The sequence below is a fragment of the Bradyrhizobium sp. BWC-3-1 genome (assembly GCF_032917965.1).
Taxonomy (GTDB): Bacteria; Pseudomonadota; Alphaproteobacteria; order Rhizobiales; family Xanthobacteraceae; genus Bradyrhizobium; species Bradyrhizobium canariense_D.
In genome coordinates, this window is the sequence record NZ_CP136625.1 from 757,699 (window position 1) to 777,459 (window position 19,761).

The window sequence follows — 19,761 nt, forward strand, 5'->3', positions numbered from 1 at the left end:
ACATGAACGCCAAGAAGGACATCGTGATCGCCAACGCCAGGATCGTGCTGACGGAACGGGTGATCGAGCAGGGCTGGCTTGCCCTCGCCGATGGACGCATTGCCGAGATCGGCGAGGGCAGGGCGCCCGCGGGGGCAGAGGATGCCGGCGGCGATCTGATCATGCCCGGCTTGATCGAGCTCCACACCGATCACCTCGAGGCGCATTACGTGCCGCGACCAAAAGTGTTCTGGAATCCAGTCGCCGCCGTCGTCTCCTATGACGGCCAGCTCGCGACATCAGGCATCACGACGGTGTTCGACTCGCTCCGGGTCTGGCGCGAGGATGGCGCCGAGGAAGTCGACGGCCGCGCCGGCACGCTCGCCGCCGCAATCACGACCGCTCGCGATGCTGACCTGCTCCGCGCCGATCACTTCCTGCATCTGCGCTGCGAAATCCCGATGCCGAGCGTGGTCGAGGAGGCCAGGGAGCTGATCGACCGTCCCGACGTGCGGCTGATGTCGCTGATGGACCACACCCCCGGCCAGCGCCAGTTCCGGGACGAAGGCAAGCTGCGCGACTATTATCGCGGCAAGGGCGGCGGCAAGACCGACGCCGAGCTCGACGAGCTGTTCGCGAAGCGCTTCGAATATCAGAAGGCCTATGCCGCGACCAACATGCGCGAGATCGTGGCGCTGGCCCACAAGTACAAGATCCCGCTGGCGAGCCATGACGACACCACTGAGGAGAACGTCGTGGACGCCGTGCGCGATGGCGTTTCGGTGGCGGAATTTCCGACCACGCTGGAGGCCGCGCGCGGCCTGCACGAGGCCGGCATCGACATCCTGATGGGCGCGCCGAACGTCGTGCGCGGCGGCTCGCATTCCGGCAATATCGCCGCGGTCGATCTCGCCCGCGAGGGCCTGCTCGACATCCTGTCGTCGGACTACATCCCCTCGAGCCTTCTGATGGCCGCGCTGCACTTGCCCGAGCACGTGCCCGCCATCACTCTTCCGGCGGCGATCCGCACCGTGACGAAGGCGCCCGCGGAGGCAGTCGGCCTGTCCGACCGCGGCGAGATCGCGATCGGCAAGCGTGCCGATCTGATCCGCGTGCATGTCGCGGGCAGCGTCCCCGCGGTCCGCAGCGTCTGGCGCGAAGGAAGCCGTGTCGCATGAGCGAGGCCGTCACCGTGGCGGGAAAGACAACGGGTGCGATCGGGCCCGGGCGGCTCGTGCTCGTGGTCGGTCCCAGCGGTGCCGGCAAGGACACGCTGCTGCGGCTGGCGCGGGCAGCCTGCATCGAGGATCACGACATCGTCTTCCCGCGCCGTGTCGTGACGCGCGAATCCTCGGCCGACGAAGACAATATTGCGGTGAGCCCTGACGAATTCCGTCGCGCGCGCGATCGCGACGATTTCGCCGTGCATTGGGAGGCGCATGGGCATTGTTACGCGCTGCCGCTCGACCTCAACGACGATATTCGTGCCGGACGCGCCGTCGTGGCCAATGTTTCGCGCACGGTGATCGGCGTGCTGCGCCAGACCTATGCAAACGTCGTGGTGGTCGCGATCACGGCGCCTCCGGATGTGCTGGCGCAGCGGCTTGCCGCTCGCGCCCGGCACAGCGACGGCAATATTGCGGAACGGCTGACGCGCAGCGTCGACGACGCATCGACTCAGGCCGACGTCACCATCCTCAACGCCGGCAGCGCGGAGTATCACGGCCGCCAGCTTCTGCGCGTGATCAGGAACCAGGGCTGGCACGAATAGCCCGCACAACAAGGAGACTGGAATGTCGGTGATCGAAACGGTCGAGCAGCTGGAGGCCATCTACGGCGTCACCAACGACGCATCGATCGTGGAAGTCGCCGACCACGTCACCCCGCTCTATCGCGTCTTCATCGAAAAGGCGCCGTTCGCCGCGCTCGCTACCATCGGACCCGAGGGGATCGACTGCTCGCCGCGCGGCGATCTCTCCGGCTTCGTCCGCATTCATGACCCGAAGACGCTGATGCTGCCGGATCGCCGCGGCAACAACCGGGTCGATTCCTTGCGCAACATCGTGCGCGATCCCAGGGTGTCCCTGATGTTCCTGATCCCCGGCTCCGGAAATGCGGTTCGGGCCAATGGCCGGGCGCATCTGTCCATCAATCCCGAGCTGCTCGCCTCGTTCAAAGTCGACGGCAAGGCGCCGCGCAGCGTGATGGTGATGACGGTCAACGAAATCTACTTCCAGTGCGCCCGCGCCATCGTCCGCTCCGATCTCTGGAATCCCGACAAGCGCATCGACCCCAAGACGCTGCCGACGCCCGGCCAGATCCTCGCCGAGATGAGCGAGAACAAGGTCGGCGGCGCGGAGTATGATCGCGCCTGGCCCGAGCGTGCGGCCGCGACGATGTGGTGAGTTCGTTCTTCCCCTCTCCCCTTGCGGGAGAGGGTGGCTCGCCGCGTAGCGGCGAGACGGGTGAGGGGTCTCTCTCCGCGTGCGACTCTCTTGAGGATTCGCGGAGGCAAACCCCTCATCCGGCGCTTCGCGCCACCTTCTCCCGCAAGGGGAGAAGGAAGAACTCATCGCGAGATGAATTCGTTTGCCGGCGCTCGCACGCGGAGAAGCGCCCCTGCGCGCTCATCGCAATTACGGATAGACATTTCATTGACCGTTCGCGCTAAACGCTCGATATTCGACGCATCGACACTGCTCCTTCGAGCCGAAGCCGCGATATGAGAACCGATCACCAGCGCAGTAACAATGACATGCATGCGTGCATGACGCGCCGCTGTTTCTCGGCGGCCACCGGCGCATGTTGTTGTTGCTGACCGCCGCCTCCTAGCAGCACCTCACCCAGCAAATCCCAAGAAGCAAATCCAAAGACAGGAACGCCGAGACCCGGCGGACGAGCAGTCATGTCCCGAACTCAATCGAATGCCTACGTCATCGAGATCCACGACCGCGCCGCCGGCATCGTCACGAGGGATACGCGCGGCTTCCGCTTCTTCTCCTCCGAGCGTCTGTTCGACAGCCTCGAAGGCCGCCAGTTCCGCTCGGCGCGCGAGGCGGAGCGCGCCGCCCGTGCGGTATTCTCCGAGCGGGGCCGGCGCGCGAACTGATCAGCTCCGGCGGCGCGCCCTGGTGCGTGCCGCCTTCTTTGCGGCGGTGGAGCGGGCCTTGACGCCCTTGGTGCGGCTCGCCTTGCGCGCGGCGGCTGAACGCGACGCGGCCGTTCGCCGGCTCGCGGCGCGCTTGCCCTGCTTCGACAGTGCGCTGCGCGATGCGGTCGAGCGCGGCTCCTTCTTCAAAACCTTTTCGACTGCTTGCGACACGCGCGGCCGGCGCTTCGGGGTGCGTTTGCCCTGACCGACGTCATAGGCATATTTGGCGCTGCGGCGCGTCGCCTTCTTGACGCGACCTTTGCGCGGTGGCGGCAGATCGACGCCGGCGCGGCGCGCTTCGGACAGACCGATGGCGATGGCCTGCTTCGTCGAGCGGGCGCCATGCTTGCCCTTGCGGATCTTGTCGATCTGGTCCTTGACGAATTCACCGGCCTGCGTGCTTGCCGATTTTCCGGCACGCTTGTCTTGCCTGGCTTTGCGAATGACTTCCTGTCTTGGCATGGGTCCAGTTCCCTCTGGAATTCACGGGAATGTCTGACCGCAACGCGCAAGATGGACGATTGATCCTGTCAGTTCCGTAGCGCAGCGAGCAGTTCATCGGGGCGTTCGGCCATGATCATGTGGCCCGCGCCGGGCACCACGACGGTCTTCGCATGCGGGATCGCGGCGGCAAGTGCCTTGCCGGCCTTCACCGGCGTCATCATGTCCCGTTCGCCGAGGATGAGCGTCGTGGGCACCTTCACGCTTGCGGCTGCTTGCAGCGCATTCGCGTAAGCATTGCAGGCCGACAAATCCCGGAACAGCACGCCCGGCTCGCTGTGTTTCAATACGGCCTGCGCGCCGCCATGCATCCACAGGCCCGGTGCGAGGCTGCCGCCGAGCTCGGCGTTGAAGCCGAGGCCCCAGATCGAGACCATGTCGTTGGCATCCTGCGAATTGGCTTCGGCCGCCTTCAGCAGATCCGGGCCGACCGTCATGGTCGCGGCCGTGCCGATCAGGCTGAGCGCGGAAACCTTGTCGGGGTGACGTGCGGCCGTCTCCAGCGAGATCAGCGATCCCATGGAATGGCCGATCAGATGCGCTTTCGTCGCTCCGGCCGCATCGAGCAGGGCCGCCGTCCAGTCGGCCATTTCGGCGATGCTGCCGAGCGAAGGTCCGGGCGAGCGGCCGTGGCCGGGCAGATCCGGCGCCAGCACGCCAAAGCCGTGATGCGCGAACCAGCGGGTGTGCAGTGCCCAGGTCGAACGGTCGAAACCGGCGCCGTGGAGGAAGACGACGGCGGGCAGGGATCTGTCGAAGTCGCGGCCGCCGGTTGCGACCAGCACCTCGGCGCCGTTGACGGAGAGCTTCATGGTGTCAGACCTTTTGCGAGATGCGCAGCGCTTGGGTGAGATCGTCGATGATGTCGCTTGCGGTCTCGATGCCGACCGAGAGTCGCACCAGCTCCTCGCCGATGCCCGAGGCCTTGAGCTGCTCGGCGTCCATCTGCTGGTGCGTGGTCGAGGCGGGGTGGATCACCAGCGTCTTGGCGTCGCCGACATTGGCGAGATGACTGATCATGCGCAGCGATTCGATGAATTTGCGGCCCGCGGGCCGGCCCCCCTTGATGCCGAAGGAGACGATCGAGCCGGCGCCACGCGGCAGTAATTGTGTTGCGAGCTGGTAGTCCGCATGATCTTCGAGCGAGGGATGCAGCACCCAATCGACCGCCTTGTTGGCTTTCAGTGCTTCCAGCACGAGGTGCGTGTTCTGCATGTGGCGGTCCATGCGCACGCCGAGCGTCTCGACGCCCTGCAACAGCTGGAAGGCGTTGGTCGGCGATAGACAAGCGCCGAAATCGCGCAGGCCTTCGGTGCGCGCGCGCATGATGAAGGCGGCGGTGCCGAACTGCTCGTCGAAGACGATCCCGTGATAGCCGCCATAGGGCTCGGTCAGCACGCCGAATTTTCCGGATGAACGCCAGTCGAAACGACCGCCGTCGACGATGGCGCCGCCGATCGCGATGCCGTGGCCGCCGATCCATTTGGTCGCCGAATGCATGACGATGTCGGCGCCGAGCTCGATCGGACGGCTGAGATAGGGCGTGGCAAAGGTGTTGTCGATCAGCAGCGGAATCTTCGCGTCATGCGCGATCGAAGCGACGTTCGGAATGTCCAGCACCTCGAGCCCGGGATTGCCGATGGTCTCGCCGATCATCAGCTTCGTGTTCGGCTTGATCGCCGCGCGGAACGCGTCGAGATCGCGCGGCTTGACGAACGTTGTGGTGATGCCGAAGCGCGGCAGCGTGTGCGCCAGCAAATTGATGGTGCCGCCATAGAGCGAGCTCGATGCCACGATATGGTCGCCGGCGTTCAGAAGCGTGGCGATGGCCAGATGCAGCGCCGCCATGCCGCTCGCGGTGCAGATCGCGCCGACGCCGCCTTCCAGCGCCGCAAGCCGTTCTTCCAGCACGCCGGTGGTCGGATTGGAGATGCGCGTATAGATGTGGCCGGCGCGTTCGAGATTGAACAGCGCGGCGGCGTGATCGGAATCCTGGAACACGTAGGACGTGGTCTGGTAGATCGGCACCGCGCGGGCGCCGGTCGCGGGATCCGGATGCTGGCCCGCATGCAGGCTCAGGGTCTCGAAGGCAGGCGGTTTTGGCGCGGGCATGCGGGGCCTCGTTGCTCGGTCGGCGGAGGCGGCTCTTGTGCCATAAAATGGCGCGCGGCGTCAGCCCATTGACAGCGTTGTCTAACCCCGGATCGCCTGCTCGATGATCCGCGCCTCCCGCAGCAGGATCTCCGCGACCTCCTGTTCGCGTCGTGGGCCGAGCCTGGTGCGAACGGCGGAGACGGTCATGGCGGCAGCGGGACGGCCGTCCGGGGTCTTGATCCAGGTCGAGATCGACTTCGTGCCCTGCACGAGACCAATTTCCCTCATGCCGTATCCCAGCCGTCTTGCGGCGGTGACCTGGCCCAGCACCGTCGCAACATCGGTCCGGTAGGCCTCCAGTCTCTTCTCGTTGGCTGCGACGATTTTTCGCGCGTCCTGCGCCGGCATCGCGGCGAGGATGGCGACGCCTGCGCTGGAGACGCCGAGCGGTCGGCGCGCGCCGACCTCGATCGACAGCACCTGGATCGGATAGACGCCAATCCGGCGATCGACGCACAGCGTGTCATTGCCGGTCCGCACCGTCAGGAACAGCGTGTCGCCGATCTCGGCCGAGGCGCGTTGCAGCGACGGATTTGCCGCGATCAGCAGCCGCGACGGCCGAGGCCGTGCGAGCGCGAGCTCCGGCACCTGGTTGCCGATCGCGTAGCGGCCGGTCCGGTCATGCCGTTCGACGATGCCTTCCTCGATCAGCACGTGGACGATGCGGTGCACGGTCGGGCGGGTGAGGCCGGTCGCCCGCAATACCTCGGCCAGCAGCACGCCGTCTTCGCGGCCTGCGGCAAGGATGCGCAGCACCGCGAGCGCGCGCCGGATCGCCTGCGCGCCCTGTCGCGGTCCCGTGATGCGGCGGGTGGATTTCGCGGAAGTCGTCTTGTCCATAATATGGACGAGAACGCCACAATTCACTCGACAGGTAAAGCGCCCATCTGGAGATTGCGCTCCGAATCGACATGCCGTGTACGACGTCAGGCAAATCGACGTAAAATTTGGAAGCGCCGCCGGGAGGTTAACATGCGATTAATCTGGATTGCCCTAGCTGCCGCAGCGGCGATGTTGACGGGACCGGCGTCGGGCCAGCAATGGCCGGCGCGCAACGTCAAGCTGATCGTGCCCTATCCGGCCGGCGGCAATGTCGATAGCGCCGCGCGCATCATCGCGGACAAGCTCCAGGAAAAGCTCGGCCAGCCCTTCATCATCGAGAACAAGGCGGGCGCCGGCGGCATGATCGCGGGCGAGGCCTTCGCGAAATCCGCGCCCGACGGCTACACGCTGTTCGTCGGCGCCAACGGCCCGGTGCTGTTCGCGACCGAAATCAACAAGCGCGACGCCTACAATTGGAAGAAGGACTTCCTGCCGATCACGACGATCTCGATGACGCCGTTGGTGCTCGAGGTGCATCCGTCGGTGCAGGCGACCACCTTCAAGGAATTCATCGACCTCGCCAAGCGCGAGCCGGGCAAGCTGACGATGGCCTCGCCCGGCCCCGGCACCACCAATCATCTGCTCAGCGAGCTGATGCAGTCCAGCCTCGACCTGCAATGGGTCACCGCGCATTATCGCGGCAATGCGCCTGCCGTCAACGATCTCTTGGGCGGGCAGGTGCAGTTCGCGTTCGACCAGCTCACGGTCAGCCTGCAGCACATCAAGGCCGGTCTGTTCCGGGCGCTGGCCGTCACCAGCCCGCACCGCCTGAAGTCGCTGCCCGACGTGCCGACCTTCGCCGAGCTTGGTTACAAGGATTTTGACGGCCAGACCTTCACCGGCCTGTTCGCACCGGCAGGCACGCCGGCGCCCGTGATCGACAAGCTGCACGAGGCACTGACCGCGATCCTGAAGGACCCCGCCGTGGTCGACAAGTTCGAGAAGCTCGGCGGTGAAGCCGTCGCGATGACGCCCGACGAATTCAAGGCCTATCTCGCGCGCGAGGACGCCAAATGGATTCCGATCGTGCGCAAGGCCAACATCAAGGCGGATTGATCGATGCGGATCGACCCCAGCGAGCTCGGCGCCGAGCGCATCTACCGGCTGATGACGGGCATCGTGGTGCCGCGTCCGATCGCCTGGGTGACGAGCCTGTCGCGCGCAGGCGTGCTCAACCTCGCGCCGTTCAGCGCCTTCACCTTCGTCTCGCAGAAGCCGCCGATGCTCGCGATCAGCGTCGGCCGCAAGGGCGCGGACTACAAGGACACCGCGCATAACATCCTCGATACCGAGGAATACGTGATCCACATCGCCGATACCCCGCTGATGCAGGCGGTGCACGACTCATCGGTCGAGCATCCGCCCGAGATCAGCGAGGTCGCGGAGCTCGGCCTTGAGACGCTCCCGAGCGAGCGCATCAAGGTGCCGCGGCTCAGCGTTGCACCCGTTGCGATGGAGTGCCGCTTTCGGCAGTGCCTCGAATTCGGCGACGCCCGCAGCCGTCTCATCGTGGGCGAAGTCGTGATGTTCCACCTCCGCGACGGCCTCGTGAACGACGGCAAGGTCGAAACCGTCGCGCTCGATCCGATCGCGCGCATCGGCGGGCCGCGCTACGCCCGGCTCGGCGAGATCGTGACGCTGCACGGCGTGTTCCAGACTCCCAAATCGAAAGACTGAGCGCGCCGCCCCCGCGCGCGCCCCAAGACCATTGGAGAACGACCATGCGACTCCTAAGCTATCTCGTGGACGGAGAGCCGCGCTACGGTGCCGTCATGGAAGGCGGTGTCGTCGATCTGACCCGGCGGATCGGCCGCGACTTCTCCGACGTCAGGGCGCTGATCGCAGCCAACGCGCTGGCCGACGCGCAGGAAGCCGTCGCCGGACAAAAGCCGGACTACGCGCTGGAAGAGCTCGTGCTGCTTCCGCCGGTGCTGGCGCCGGAAAAGCTCTGGTGCATCGGAGTCAATTACGCCGAGCGCAATGCGGAGTATAAGGACAGCTCTGACCTGCCCAAATATCCCAGTCTGTTCGTGCGCAGCATGTCCTCGATGACGGGCTCAGGCCAGCCGCTGGAGAAGCCTCACGTCTCCGAGCAGCTCGACTATGAAGGCGAGCTCGTCATCGTGATCGGCCAGGGCGGCCGCCACATTCCGCGCGAAAAGGCCTGGGCGCACATCTTCGGCATGACGCTGTGCAACGAGGGCACGATCCGCGACTGGCTCCGCCACGGCAAGTTCAACGTCACGCAGGGCAAGAATTTCGACCGCTCCGGCAGCATCGGTCCGTGGATCGTCACCGCGGACGAGCTCGATCCGCGCGGGCCTCATGACATCGTCACGCGCGTCAACGGCGAGGTGCGGCAGCAGGACACCACCGAGCGGCTGATGTTCCCGTTCGATTTCCTGATCTCCTATCTCTCCACCTTCGCAACCCTCAAGCCCGGCGACATGATCGTGACGGGCACGCCGACCGGCGCCGGCGCCCGCTTCGACCCGCCGCGCTGGCTCAAAGTCGGTGACGTCGTCGAGGTCGAATCCAGCCGCATCGGCGTGCTGCGCAACACCGTCGCGGCGGAGCAATAGGTCATGCTGGATACTGCCACGATCGAACGTCTTGCCACGCGGCTCGACGAAGCCGAACGCACCAAGACGCTGATCACGATGTTTTCGAAAGACCATCCCGATTTCAGCATCGAGGATGCCTATGCCGTTCAGCGCGCCTGGACCAGACTCCAGCTCGGACGCGGCCGGGTCATCAAGGGCCACAAGATCGGCCTGACCTCGAAGGCGATGCAGAACGCGGTCGGCATTTCCGAGCCGGATTACGGCGTGCTGTTCGCCGACATGTTCTATGCCGATGCCACGCCCATCCCGTTCGACCGCTTTCACGCGCCGCGGATCGAGGTCGAGCTCGCCTTCGTGCTGAAGGCGCCGCTGCGCGGGCCCGATTGCACCATCTTCGACGTGCTCAACGCCACCGACTACGTCACGCCCGCGCTGGAGATCCTGGAGACGCGCATGCACCGCGTCGACCCCGAAACGGGCAAGGCGCGAAAGGTCATGGACACGATCTCGGACAACGCGGCGAACGCCGCGCTGGTGCTCGGCGGCCGGCCGTTCCGTCCGATGGATGCGGACATGCGCTGGATAGGCGCGCTGTTGTTCCGCAACGGCGAGGTCGAGGAAACCGGGCTTGCCGCCGGCGTGCTCAACCATCCCGCCAACGGCATCGCCTGGCTCGCCAACCGCCTCGCGCCGCACGAAGAGCACCTCGCCGCCGGCGAGGTCGTGCTGGCGGGATCGTTCACGCGTCCGGTCGACATCCGCCGCGGCGACACGTTTCATGCCGACTATGGCGCGTTCGGCTCGGTGTCGTGCCAGTTCGTCTGAACTAACACATGAAAGGGAGCGCATCATGACCGGTCACACGCGGCGCAAGAGCATCCATATCGGCGGCTTCAAGCATGCCAACCCGATTCCGAACGCCTGCCGCATCGGCAATCTCGTGATGTCGGGCGTCATCCTCGGCCGCGATGCGACTGGTGCGATGCCCGAGAGCCTGGAGGCGCAATGTGCCAACATGTTCGCGCATATGAAGGCGACGGTAGAGGCCGCCGGCGGCACCACCGACGACATCATCAAGATGACGGTGTGGCTGAAGGACCGTACGCAGCGCGGACCTGTGAATGTCGAGTGGCTCAAGATGTTTCCGGACGAGCATTCGCGCCCGGCGCGCCACGCGCTGCCGATGGACAACATGGACGGCGGCGCGCTGGTGCAGTGCGACTTCACCGCCGTAATCGACTGAGGGAGTTTTGCGCATGCCGACCTATCTGCCGTTCGACCCGAACCCGCGCCGCCCGGTCAAGGCGCCGCCGCCCAAAACCGTCGACAGCCAGTTTCACGTGCTCGGCCCCCTCGACAAATATCCGGAGCGTCCCGGTGCTGCCTATCGGATGCCGACCGCGACCTGGGAGGCGGCGCTGCGCGTGCACAAGACGCTCGGCATCGAGCGCGGCATCATCGTGCAGACCACGACGTATGGCGCCGACCATGCCGTCGTGCTCGACGGTCTCGCCGCGATGGGCCCGAACTATCGCGGCTGCGCCAACGCGCTGGTGTTCGCCGAGGCGAACGATTCGTATCTTGCCAAGCTTCATGATGCAGGTGTCCGCGGCGCGCGCTTCAGCTTCCGCCAGGAGCTCGGCGCCGTGCTGTCGGATGCCGATTTCGCCCGCGCCATTGCGCGCATCCGCGAGCTCGGCTGGTACGTCAAGATCCAGCCCGAGAAGGACGGCATCGTCTCCAGCGTCGCCAAATACGAAAATCTCGACGTGCCCGTGCTGATCGACCACATGGCGCGGCCCGATCCGGAAGCCGGCAGGAACGATCCGAACCTGCGCAAGATGCTGGAGCTGCTCGGCAAGGGCAATTTCTGGGTGATGCTGTCGCTCGGCGAGAAGACCTCGAAACTTGGCGCTCCTTACGACGACGTCATCCCGATCGCGCGTGCCTATATCGAGGCCGCAGTCGACCGGTGCGTCTGGGCCAGCGACTGGCCGCATCCGGTCTCGGTCAAGCAGCCGCCCAACGACGCCGATCTGCTGGAGTTGATGTACCGCTACGCACCCGACCAGTCGACGCTGGAGAAGATTTTGGTGCACAATCCGGCCAAGCTGTTCGGCTTTCCGGATTAGGGCGACCTGTCATTGCGAGGAGCGGAGCGACGAAGCAATCCAGACTTGCTTCCGCAGAAGCACTCTGGATTGCTTCGCTGCGCTCGCAATGACGAACGCGCCATTGCCAAGTCGACCGCGCCAGACTGCGCGCTCACCCCGCCAGCCGGTCCCTTACCCCGGCTGCGATCTCGAACGAGCGCAGCCGCGCGGCGTGGTCGTAGATCTGGCCCGTGGTCATCAATTCGTCCGCGCCGGTCTCGGCGATCAGCGCCTTCAGCTTCGCTTCGACCATGTCAGGCGAGCCGACCGCCGAGCACGACAGCGACTGGCCGACCATCGCCTTCTCGGCTGGCGACCACAGCGCGTCCATGTCGTCGACCGGCGGCGGCAGCGGGCCGGGCGTGCCGCGGCGCAGATTGATGAACTGCTGCTGCAGCGAGGAGAACATGCGCTGCGCGTCCGCGTCGCTGTCGGCGGCGAACACGTTGACGCCGACCATCGCATAGGGCTTGTCGAGCTGCGCCGATGGTTCGAACCGCGCGTGATACTCCCGCAGCGCCGGCATCATCATTTGCGGTGCGAAGTGTGAAGCGAACGCGAACGGCAGGCCGAGCATGCCTGCAAGCTGCGCGCCAAAGGTGCTGGATCCCAGGATCCACAGCGGCACCTTCGTCCCCATGCCCGGCACGGCCCGGATGGCCTGGTTCGGCTGCACGTCGCCGAGCAGCGCCTGCAACTCCAGCACGTCCTGCGGAAAGTTTTCCGAACTCGTCGCGAGGTCGCGCCGCAGGGCGCGTGCGGTAAATTGGTCGGTGCCCGGTGCCCGCCCGAGCCCGAGATCGATCCGCCCGGGATAGAGCGAAGCCAGCGTGCCGAACTGCTCGGCGATGACGAGCGGCGAATGGTTCGGCAGCATGATCCCGCCGGACCCGACCCGGATCGTCTTCGTCCCGCCCGCGATATGCCCGATCACCACCGACGTCGCCGCGCTCGCGATCCCCGTCATGTTGTGATGCTCGGCCAGCCAGAACCGCTTGTAGCCCCAGCCCTCCGCATGCTGCGCGAGATCGAGCGAATTGCGGAACGCTTGTGACGCATCGCCGCCTTGGCGGATGGGCGCGAGGTCGAGCACGGAGAAGGGGATCATGGAAGGGTCCGGATGGAGCGTGTGGTGGTAACGTGGACTCGACATGTAGGAGCCGGTCGCAGGAATACCAGCCGAAACGATCATGGTGCTGCGCCGGCGGCTCCATCGCGTGGAGACGAGGCCATCGCTGCGCTGCATGCGGCAAATTCGCCTGTATGGAAACCGCGGGCCGCATTGCCGCGTTGCCGGCCGGTTTGATCAATCGCGACGATTTTCATTTCGGGGGCTTTCTTTGGACAGATTCAACATCGGTGTTCATGTCGTTGCGCTGGCTGCGGCCTTCGCACTCGCCGTTCCCATTGGCTGGGACCGCGAGAAGCGGGCGCGAAGCGCGGGCTTGCGCACCTTTCCACTGGTCGCAATGGCAAGCTGCGGCTTCGTGCAGGCCAGCGAAAGCCTGCTCGTGCATTCGCCTGACGGAATGGCGAAGGTGATCGAGGGCCTCATCACCGGCATCGGCTTCATCGGCGGTGGCGCAATTCTCAAGCAGGGGAATTCGGTGCAGGGGACCGCGACGGCCGCGAGCCTCTGGGCGACCGGCGCCATCGGCGTCTCCGTCGGGCTCGGCGCTTTTGATGTCGCGGTGACGGTCGCCGTATTCACGTTCCTGACGCTTCGCTTGTTGACGCTGGTCAAGGAAGAAGACGATCACTGATGCATGTGCGAGCGGCCTGCACCCCGTTCACAACAACGTCATCGCGACCCGCTGCGTACCCCGGCCCAACTGTGCGTCTGGCGCGTTTTCCTGTACACTCACTGAGCCATTGGACGCTCGCCAGGAGGAACCGACATGACCACGGTCGTACTCAATCGCCGGAGCCTCCTCGCCGCGGGCGGCTCGATCCTCGCAACCGGGCTCTTGGCGACCGGCGTCCCCGGCCTGCTGTTGCCTGCACGCGCGGACGGCCTCGCACCGACCGAGACGATGTCGGGCGGGGCGAACAACTACCGCAAGGGCGCGGCGATCGTGGAGCGGATCGGAAAGGGTGGCTTCTGGATGAGCGGCACGGTGCGCCGCGCCGGCGACGGGACTCCCTTGGCCGGGCAGCGCATCCAGATCTGGGCGCACACGGTCGAAGGCCAGGAGCACGAGCCGCAGAGTCATGGCGCCACGCTCACCGACAAGGACGGCAAGTTCCGGCTCGAAATGCCGCAGATCATTCCCATCTTCGGCCAGCCGCATGGCCACCTCGCCTATGACAGCGGTGAATTCAAAACCGTCTTCCTGCGGCCGATAATGCGGAGCGCAAAGGAAACCAGCCTCGAGGCGCACTTCGTCCTGCAGCCGGCCTGATCGCATTGGAGATGAAGGGGCGGAGATCGGCCCGGGCGCCCCTGATCTGGATCGCCCTTGCCTTGGCCATCGGCGTGCCGATCGCGCTCGCTGCGGGAAGCGAACAGCTCACATGGCGCGGCCCGGTCTACATCCTCGCCGGCTTCGCTGGCATCATTGCGCTCGGTCTGGTGCTCGTTCAGCCCCTGCTGATCGGCGGATATCTGCCGGGACTGTCGGCCTATCGCGGCCGGCGCGCCCACCACCGGATCGGCGGCACGCTGGCTCTGGCGGTGGTGATCCACGTCGCCGGCCTCTGGATCACCAGCCCGCCCGACATGATCGACGCCCTGACTTATACGTCACCGACACCGTTCTCCCCCTTCGGCGTGACCGCCATGTGGGCCATCTTCATTGTTGCGCTCCTGGCTCTGCTGCGCTGGCGGCTGGGATTGCGGTTGCGCACGTGGCGCATCGTCCATATTCCCCTCGCGATCGTCATCGTCGCAGGCAGCGTCGCCCATTGCCTGCTGATCGAGGGGACGATGGAGACGATCTCGAAGGCTGCGCTTTGCGCAGCTGTGCTGGCGGCGACCGTCAAGGTGATGGTTGATCTCTGGAGAAGGCGGACGTTGCGCGATAGCAGCATTGCGCGGCCGTAAGCGTAGGGCAAAGGCGCGTAGCGCCGTGCCTACCATCTATCTATCAATGGTGGTTGGTGGGCACGCTTCGCTTCGCCCACCCTACGAGCTCCGAAACTTTCGCTGACCCCCTTGTTCCAACACGTTCGGCGTCGTTAGCGCTGGTATCGGCTCCGCTTGCCCGGGAAGGCGGTCAAGATTATCCTCGCGCGATGGCCGTCAGTGTCCCCGACCTGAGAGCATTCCTGCTCGCCACACCGTTCTTCGGCGGTATCCCGGATCAAAGTCTCGACCTCCTGATGTCGATGCTGGTTGAGTGCCGATTTGATACCGGAGCAACCGTCGTGACGGAGGGCGAGCCCGGACGCTCGCTGTTCATCGTCAAATCCGGCCGGCTGGCGGTGAGCAAGCGGGCGAATGCGGGCAACGTCATCCCGATTTCCGTTCTGGAGCCCGGCGATTTCTTCGGTGAGATGACGCTGATTGAAATGCAAAATCGATCCGCCACGGTGGTCGCGGAGAGTCCGACCGTGCTTTACGAGCTGACCGCCCAGAAGCTCTACGCTTGCTACAAGGCCGATATCCACACCTATGTGATCGTCCTGCAAAACATCAATCGCGAGCTATGCCGACGGCTGCGCCGTTCAGACGATCGGTTAGCGGGGCATCAGGTGGGTGACGAGAGTTGACATGCGTAGCATGGGTAGAGCGAAGCGAAACCCATCATGTCTCGTCACCGCGCAAATCTTCCATGGATTTTCGTTTCGCTGTACCCATCCTACGAACTCCCCGGCACCGTAGGCTTCGAATAGGAAACTAACATGGCTCAAGCCGGAGATAATGGACGGTTCGCGGCGTTCAAGCACCACGCCAAGGTGCACTCCTTCAGAGTCAGCACTGCTTTTCTGACTTGGATTCTGCTCGGCGCGACGCTCTTTTACAAGCCTGAGTGGGTCCGATGGGCCCTGCGAACCGGCACGCACGCTATTGAAGCTGTCGGCGATGCGCTCCCTGGTTATTGGGGCGCTCAGGCCGAAATTGTCTTGCGCGAACTCGGTGGTTTCCTTTGGATCCAGATCACGGCCGCGATCCTGTTTGTCCGGTTCGTGTTCTGGCTGATCGGGGCCTCGTGGCGCCGTGGTCGGCGGTAGATCCAGTCAGCTCGCGTAGGATGGGTAGAGCACTTGCGAAACCCATCATGCTTCGTCACCGAGCAATGCTATGCAATTCCTGGCCAAAACTGACTGGAGCTCTCGCTCGGGCGATGCCCGCAAGTGACCCCGAAGCGGCGGTCGCGGGGAAGTTGAGGTTCGCTAAGGCCCCACAGGCCTAAAATGTGCTCTAAGGAATATAAGAGACATCCTCAGCTGAGGGAGCCAACCTCAGCGGCGATTTCTTCCGTCAACCACGCAATGCCCGCATCCATCATTGCTGCCTTGGTCGTAATGGCCATGATTGCATCGGACTTCCGCTTCAAAGGAAGCTCAACCAATTGCAGCGCGAAACGAGCCGCGTATCTCTCGACGAGGCGGCGCGGCAATGTTGCTATCAAGTCCGAGTTTGAAATTTGCGTGAGTGCCATCATAAAGGTGGGCACGGTCAGGACAATGCGGCGCTGGAGGCCGCGCTTCTCCAGGAGTTGGTCGACAAAACCTCGCGGATCGCCGTCGAGCGACACAAGAAGATGCTGTGCTCTGCAGAATGCAGCAATCGTTGGTGCGCGGGCGAATCCGTTTCCCTTGCGCATTGCGACCACGAAACACTCATCGTAAAGCTTTCTTGCCTGGAAGCGGGTTGGCACTGTGCCCAGGGGCAGGATGGCCAAGTCGATTTCGCGCTTCTCCAGCTTCTCCAGGCTTGACCGCCAAGGGTGCTCCACAGCGCTTGCATGCCGCCCTGGCATCAGATGGATCAAGCTCAGGTCGGCACGGGGTGCCTTTCTCCTGAGCCGCCCCGCAAATGGTCCCATCACCGTGTCCATGATCGCATCAGGAGCGCCAATGGAAAAACGGCGGCTACTTGTAGTCGCGTCGAACGGCGTAGCTGAAGCAAATACGCGCCCTACGCGAGAAAGGATATCTCCTACTGGCTCGCCGAGTTCCAGCGCACGCTCCGTCGGCACAACACCCTTCGGCGTCCGTAAGAACAGGGGGTCATTAAATAGATGCCGTAGCCGCCCAAGTGAATGACTTACGGCAGAAGGGGTGATGTTCAAGCGGCTAGCCGCTCGCGCCACGTGGCTCTCCTCCAGCACAGTGTGGAAGACCAGCAGCAAGTTAAGATCGACTTTTGACAAGGAAATGTGGTTCAGCATATTGCTGAGGTTATATCACTGGATTCATGTCCCTGAAAGCTCCATGGATTGCGCAACGTTAGCCACAGGAGCTGAAATGACCAAACACCATGCAAACTGGCCAGGAACGCTGTCACGGCGGTCCGCGATCACGACAGTCGCTGCGGCATCGTTGACCCCTCGATTTTGCGCTAGTGTGGCTGCCAGTGACGACGTCGCTCACCTTATCGAGCGCGCCGCTGCGAAAAACGCGGCCTTCATGCGCGGGGACATGGATCGTTGGCTGGCCCTTGTTCGCATCGCCAGTGACTTCACGTTAATGCAACCATTCGGCGGCCCAACTAGCCACGGGTTCGACGCAAGTCCTGAACGTTTGGCGAAGCTATCCCGGTTTTTCAAGAACGGTGAGACGACCTTGGAGGTCGTGCAAACCTATGCATCGGACAAGCTGGTCGTTCTCGTCATGGTCGAGCGGCAATATGCCGAAGTCGGGAGCTTACCAAAACAAGACTGGTCGCTCCGAGTTACGGAAATCTATCGCAAGGACGGTTCTGAATGGCAGTTAGTCCATCGCCACGCAGACCCGCTGGTTCATGGCGTTACGTTGCAGGAGGCGGCGACGATTGCTCGCGGCGGACGTAAGGATGAATGACCGCGGCAACTGGCGTCTTCAGAAGAAGGATCGATTGCGCCGAAGACTGCATTACATGCAGGTCCACTTCCCCTTTTGGCCCGATTCCGTTGAAAAAGGCCCGAAGTAGTTCGCTGTAATGGTACGAGTTGCGATGCGGACGAAGGGCTCACCAGTTCTTATGCGAGCCTTGGGGTTGGCATTGGGATCAGCTTGGCCATTTTGCGGAGGTTCTGGGCTGTGGCTGCGAGGGTGAACTCGTCGCGCGCGCCGTTCGGACCCCTTAGTCGCAGGCGATCGAGCTTGAGAATGCGCTTGAGGTGCGCGAACAGCATCTCGATCTTCTTGCGGAGCCGACGAGAAGTGCGACCCTCCCATGATCTTGCGATCTGGCGCGCCATGTCGCGAGCGCCCTCGTAGATCGAGCGTGGCACCCTCCGTGAGGCCTGCGTGGGGCAGCACCGGAGCTTCAATGCGCAGCGATCACAATCGCGCTTACTGGCCAGGTAAAGCATGGTGGCACCATCATTCACCAGCGTTCCGGTCGTGGTAAGAACTTTGCCATCGGGGCAACGATAGACGTCTCCGGTATGGTCATAGGTGAAGTCGTCGCGCGAGAAGATCCCGTCTGTGCGGGCCGACTTGTCGAACACTGTAACGTGGGGCTCGATGCCGTGCTCATAGAGCAGCCAGGCGAGCATCTCGGCCGAGCCATAACCGCTGTCGCCGAGGAGCCGGCTTGGATAGAGATCGAACCGTTCGAGCGAGCGCTCAATCATGCGCTTGGCAGCCAGCACCTCCGCCTGCCGAATCGCCGTAGTCGCCTCAACATCGACGATGATCGCGTTCTCGACGTCGATCAGGTAGTTCGTGGAGTAGGCGAAGAAGGCTTGGCCACCGTGAGCCCCCGTCCAGCGCGCCGCCGGGTCGGAGGGCGACACGAACTTGGGGGTGACTTCGGTCGCTGCCCCGAAGGCTGCATCGTCGAGGACAGCTAGATACTCATCGATGGCTCGTCCGGCCGCCGCTGGCGGAAGTCCCTTGTCGCCTTCGATGCCCTTCTGCCGATTGGCATCGGCCTTGATCAAGCTCGCATCGACTGCAAACCCTTCACCGCCGACCAGCCGCTCCTCGATGCAGCGGCGCAACACGCACTCGAACACGCGTCGGAAGAGATCGCTTTGCCGGAAGCGGCCGTGCCTGTTCTTGGAGAACGTCGAGTGATCCGGCACCGCCCCCTCGAGACCGAGCCGGCAGAACCACCGGTAGGCCAAATTAAGGTGAACCTCATCGCACAGGCGCCGCTCTGACCGGATACCGAAGCAGTAACCGATCAGCAGCATCCGGATCATGAGCTCCGGATCGATCGAAGGCCGACCGATGTTGCTGTAGAAAGGTGCCAGGTCCCGCTTGATCTCTCCGAGGTCAACAAACCTGTCGATCGACCTGAGCAGGTGATCGGCGGGAATATGCTTCTCAAGTGAGAACTCATAGAACAAAGCGGCTTGCTCGACTTGCCGATGCCCCATCATGATCTTCAGTCCTGCCAACTAGACAGACTGAATCACTGATCTATCTGCGCCGCAACAGCCGACTTTTTCAACAGAATCGGCCCCATAGCAGAAGTCTGCTCGACGTCGGCTTGTATCCCCTTCCATAGGTGGGGCGATATACGTGCTTAGGCGCGCGCTAGGCAGGCAAATCTGACCCGTCGGGCAAAACACCTCTCTCCTGCAAAATCTCGTCAACCCTCCTCCACAAAAATATTCCACTTTACCGAAATTCGGAATCGCAGTATCAATCCGCCATCCCGGTCCAGGGAGAGGGGCGATCGTCCGTCGTAACGTACGTGGATCGGGGGGCGGTGGACGCGGCAGTGTCGGGCACGCGAAGGCGGAACCAGGGCGAGATGAACCTCGTGAGGTCCTGTTGCGTGCGGACGAACGGCGCCTGTGTCCGGCGAAGCCTTTTGGCGAAGCCGGATCGCTGCGTACGGCAAAATCGTGTGGTCCTGGCCGTCGTTGCTACGGTCAAGCCTTGCGGAGATGGATCGAGGCTCAACCGGGTCTCAATGCATCGTCAATTCGCAAGGCGACGGTGACAAAAAGGAACTCGTCGCCGGGGAGAGCGCGGCATAAGCCGTCAACCCACTGCGCAGGGAAGGCCGAGTGTTCGGCGTCACCTGTATGCTGCTGTGCGGTCTTTTTGCGCTACATTTTCGCGCAGCGGACCGCGGGTGCCAGCCGGCACCCGGTCTTCCCTGCGCCCTCTTCACAGAGGAGGGTCAAGGTAGAAGCAAAACTCGGGCATCTCATGCCGCGAGAAGGCTGTTTCATGTGTGATTTGAGCGAGGGAATGGTGCTGCCAGACAGGATTGAACTGTCGACCTCTCCATTACCAATGGAGTGCTCTACCACTGAGCTACGGCAGC

At 63.8% G+C, this 19,761-nt stretch carries 24 protein-coding genes and 1 tRNA gene; 16 read left to right on the forward strand and 9 right to left on the reverse strand.

Annotated elements, in window-relative coordinates; all coding sequences use genetic code 11:
* The first annotated feature begins 2 nt into the window (after positions 1-2).
* The 3 genes from RX329_RS03640 to RX329_RS03650 are packed head-to-tail and all read left to right on the forward strand — an operon-like array spanning position 3 to position 2,384.
* The gene (locus RX329_RS03640; RefSeq protein WP_085351663.1) at positions 3-1,157 is read left to right on the forward strand and encodes an alpha-D-ribose 1-methylphosphonate 5-triphosphate diphosphatase; all 1,155 of its coding nucleotides are present in this window, start codon (positions 3-5) and stop codon (positions 1,155-1,157) included.
* Entirely contained in the window at positions 1,154-1,750 is a 597-nt protein-coding gene (phnN, locus tag RX329_RS03645; RefSeq protein ID WP_085351546.1) for a phosphonate metabolism protein/1,5-bisphosphokinase (PRPP-forming) PhnN, read from the forward strand. Before RX329_RS03640 ends, phnN begins: the two co-directional genes overlap by 4 nt.
* 22 nt (positions 1,751-1,772) lie before the next feature.
* The gene (locus RX329_RS03650; RefSeq protein WP_317245510.1) at positions 1,773-2,384 is read left to right on the forward strand and encodes a pyridoxamine 5'-phosphate oxidase family protein; all 612 of its coding nucleotides are present in this window, start codon (positions 1,773-1,775) and stop codon (positions 2,382-2,384) included.
* 328 nt (positions 2,385-2,712) lie between these two features.
* On the opposite strand, the gene RX329_RS03655 is transcribed toward RX329_RS03650, so the two are convergent.
* Positions 2,713-2,886: a hypothetical protein gene (locus tag RX329_RS03655; RefSeq protein WP_158091562.1), complete on the reverse strand. Its 174-nt coding sequence runs from the start codon at positions 2,884-2,886 to the stop codon at positions 2,713-2,715.
* Here RX329_RS03655 and RX329_RS03660 point away from each other — a divergent pair.
* Positions 2,885-3,088 (forward strand): hypothetical protein, encoded by a 204-nt coding sequence (locus tag RX329_RS03660; protein WP_018453086.1) that lies wholly within the window; start codon positions 2,885-2,887, stop codon positions 3,086-3,088. The genes RX329_RS03655 and RX329_RS03660 overlap by 2 nt on opposite strands.
* Here RX329_RS03660 and RX329_RS03665 read toward each other — a convergent pair whose 3' ends face one another.
* The 4 genes from RX329_RS03665 to RX329_RS03680 all read right to left on the reverse strand — a co-directional run bounded on the left by RX329_RS03665 (position 3,089) and on the right by RX329_RS03680 (position 6,625).
* Complete coding sequence (locus RX329_RS03665; RefSeq protein WP_085351544.1) at positions 3,089-3,592, reverse strand: DUF6496 domain-containing protein; 504 nt, start codon at positions 3,590-3,592, stop codon at positions 3,089-3,091.
* A 68-nt stretch (positions 3,593-3,660) separates the two neighbouring features.
* Positions 3,661-4,443, reverse strand: a complete 783-nt coding sequence (locus RX329_RS03670; RefSeq protein WP_085361139.1) for an alpha/beta fold hydrolase — start codon at positions 4,441-4,443, stop codon at positions 3,661-3,663.
* Between the two features lie 4 nt (positions 4,444-4,447).
* The gene (locus RX329_RS03675) at positions 4,448-5,743 is read right to left on the reverse strand and encodes an O-acetylhomoserine aminocarboxypropyltransferase (protein ID WP_085351542.1); all 1,296 of its coding nucleotides are present in this window, start codon (positions 5,741-5,743) and stop codon (positions 4,448-4,450) included.
* 81 nt (positions 5,744-5,824) lie between these two features.
* Positions 5,825-6,625: an IclR family transcriptional regulator gene (locus RX329_RS03680; protein ID WP_085384266.1), complete on the reverse strand. Its 801-nt coding sequence runs from the start codon at positions 6,623-6,625 to the stop codon at positions 5,825-5,827.
* Positions 6,626-6,757: 132 nt separating this feature from the next.
* Between RX329_RS03680 and RX329_RS03685 the strand changes: the two genes are divergently transcribed.
* Genes RX329_RS03685 through RX329_RS03710 form a run of 6 tightly spaced genes read left to right on the forward strand, consistent with a single transcriptional unit; the run spans position 6,758 to position 11,363 of the window.
* Positions 6,758-7,723 carry a Bug family tripartite tricarboxylate transporter substrate binding protein gene (locus RX329_RS03685; protein WP_085351540.1) on the forward strand — a complete coding sequence of 322 codons (966 nt, stop codon included), beginning with the start codon at positions 6,758-6,760 and terminating at the stop codon, positions 7,721-7,723.
* 3 nt (positions 7,724-7,726) lie between these two features.
* Positions 7,727-8,344, forward strand: a complete 618-nt coding sequence (locus RX329_RS03690) for a flavin reductase family protein (RefSeq protein WP_018453091.1) — start codon at positions 7,727-7,729, stop codon at positions 8,342-8,344.
* A 44-nt stretch (positions 8,345-8,388) separates the two neighbouring features.
* On the forward strand, positions 8,389-9,249 hold the full coding sequence (locus RX329_RS03695) for a fumarylacetoacetate hydrolase family protein (protein WP_018453092.1): 861 nt from the start codon (positions 8,389-8,391) through the stop codon (positions 9,247-9,249).
* A gap of 3 nt (positions 9,250-9,252) precedes the next feature.
* Positions 9,253-10,056, forward strand: a complete 804-nt coding sequence (hpaH, locus tag RX329_RS03700) for a 2-oxo-hept-4-ene-1,7-dioate hydratase (RefSeq protein ID WP_085361137.1) — start codon at positions 9,253-9,255, stop codon at positions 10,054-10,056.
* Between the two features lie 25 nt (positions 10,057-10,081).
* Positions 10,082-10,474 (forward strand): RidA family protein, encoded by a 393-nt coding sequence (locus RX329_RS03705; RefSeq protein WP_018453094.1) that lies wholly within the window; start codon positions 10,082-10,084, stop codon positions 10,472-10,474.
* Positions 10,475-10,487: 13 nt separating this feature from the next.
* Positions 10,488-11,363 carry an amidohydrolase family protein gene (locus tag RX329_RS03710; protein WP_085361136.1) on the forward strand — a complete coding sequence of 292 codons (876 nt, stop codon included), beginning with the start codon at positions 10,488-10,490 and terminating at the stop codon, positions 11,361-11,363.
* 133 nt (positions 11,364-11,496) lie between these two features.
* On the opposite strand, the gene RX329_RS03715 is transcribed toward RX329_RS03710, so the two are convergent.
* On the reverse strand, positions 11,497-12,492 hold the full coding sequence (locus RX329_RS03715) for an LLM class flavin-dependent oxidoreductase (RefSeq protein ID WP_317246385.1): 996 nt from the start codon (positions 12,490-12,492) through the stop codon (positions 11,497-11,499).
* Between the two features lie 232 nt (positions 12,493-12,724).
* Between RX329_RS03715 and RX329_RS03720 the strand changes: the two genes are divergently transcribed.
* The 5 genes from RX329_RS03720 to RX329_RS03740 all read left to right on the forward strand — a co-directional run bounded on the left by RX329_RS03720 (position 12,725) and on the right by RX329_RS03740 (position 15,557).
* Positions 12,725-13,147, forward strand: a complete 423-nt coding sequence (locus RX329_RS03720) for an MgtC/SapB family protein (RefSeq protein ID WP_018453097.1) — start codon at positions 12,725-12,727, stop codon at positions 13,145-13,147.
* A gap of 135 nt (positions 13,148-13,282) precedes the next feature.
* A complete protein-coding gene (locus RX329_RS03725) occupies positions 13,283-13,786 on the forward strand; it encodes a twin-arginine translocation pathway signal (protein ID WP_018453098.1) in 504 nt (167 codons plus the stop codon).
* Between the two features lie 11 nt (positions 13,787-13,797).
* Positions 13,798-14,427 (forward strand): ferric reductase-like transmembrane domain-containing protein, encoded by a 630-nt coding sequence (locus tag RX329_RS03730; RefSeq protein ID WP_085384265.1) that lies wholly within the window; start codon positions 13,798-13,800, stop codon positions 14,425-14,427.
* A 191-nt stretch (positions 14,428-14,618) separates the two neighbouring features.
* Entirely contained in the window at positions 14,619-15,095 is a 477-nt protein-coding gene (locus tag RX329_RS03735; RefSeq protein ID WP_018453100.1) for a Crp/Fnr family transcriptional regulator, read from the forward strand.
* A 132-nt stretch (positions 15,096-15,227) separates the two neighbouring features.
* Positions 15,228-15,557 (forward strand): hypothetical protein, encoded by a 330-nt coding sequence (locus tag RX329_RS03740; protein WP_085361134.1) that lies wholly within the window; start codon positions 15,228-15,230, stop codon positions 15,555-15,557.
* 212 nt (positions 15,558-15,769) lie between these two features.
* Here RX329_RS03740 and RX329_RS03745 read toward each other — a convergent pair whose 3' ends face one another.
* A complete protein-coding gene (locus tag RX329_RS03745; protein ID WP_317245511.1) occupies positions 15,770-16,681 on the reverse strand; it encodes a LysR family transcriptional regulator in 912 nt (303 codons plus the stop codon).
* Between the two features lie 115 nt (positions 16,682-16,796).
* Here RX329_RS03745 and RX329_RS03750 point away from each other — a divergent pair, with 115 nt between their 5' ends.
* Positions 16,797-17,351, forward strand: a complete 555-nt coding sequence (locus tag RX329_RS03750; RefSeq protein WP_240543314.1) for a YybH family protein — start codon at positions 16,797-16,799, stop codon at positions 17,349-17,351.
* A 158-nt stretch (positions 17,352-17,509) separates the two neighbouring features.
* Here the strand turns inward: RX329_RS03750 and RX329_RS03755 are convergent, their stop codons facing one another.
* Together RX329_RS03755 and RX329_RS03760 are read right to left on the reverse strand one after the other, a co-directional pair.
* Positions 17,510-18,862 (reverse strand): transposase, encoded by a 1,353-nt coding sequence (locus RX329_RS03755; RefSeq protein WP_085384478.1) that lies wholly within the window; start codon positions 18,860-18,862, stop codon positions 17,510-17,512.
* Between the two features lie 824 nt (positions 18,863-19,686).
* Positions 19,687-19,761: transfer RNA gene (locus RX329_RS03760), tRNA-Thr, on the reverse strand.